This window comes from Pantoea sp. GbtcB22, assembly GCF_019091025.1.
Taxonomy (GTDB): Bacteria; Pseudomonadota; Gammaproteobacteria; order Enterobacterales; family Enterobacteriaceae; genus Pantoea; species Pantoea leporis.
Window position 1 is genome coordinate 1 of sequence record NZ_JAGXKB010000814.1, and the last position, 237, is coordinate 237.

The window sequence follows — 237 nt, forward strand, 5'->3', positions numbered from 1 at the left end:
GGGCGTCTGCCAGCAGCACCGCCAGACGTTTGCTCTGCCCTTTCGACAGTTGCAGATGAAGCACTCTGTTGCCTTCCAGCTTGAGCTTGTCCTGCATCTTCAGACGCACCAGCCACTGCTGCACCAGCGCAGGATTGGCTGGCTGCCCTTGATCGCCGATGAGGCGATCAAACAGAAGCACGTCGGTTAACACCGCCGAGAAATGTTTGTGATACGCAACGAGGTTTTGCCAATCCA

Annotated in this window: 1 pseudogene; it reads right to left on the reverse strand. The window is 56.5% G+C overall.

The features are described from left to right. A pseudogene (locus KVT28_RS26755) lies at positions 1–237 on the reverse strand (multidrug ABC transporter permease/ATP-binding protein); the annotation flags it as partial.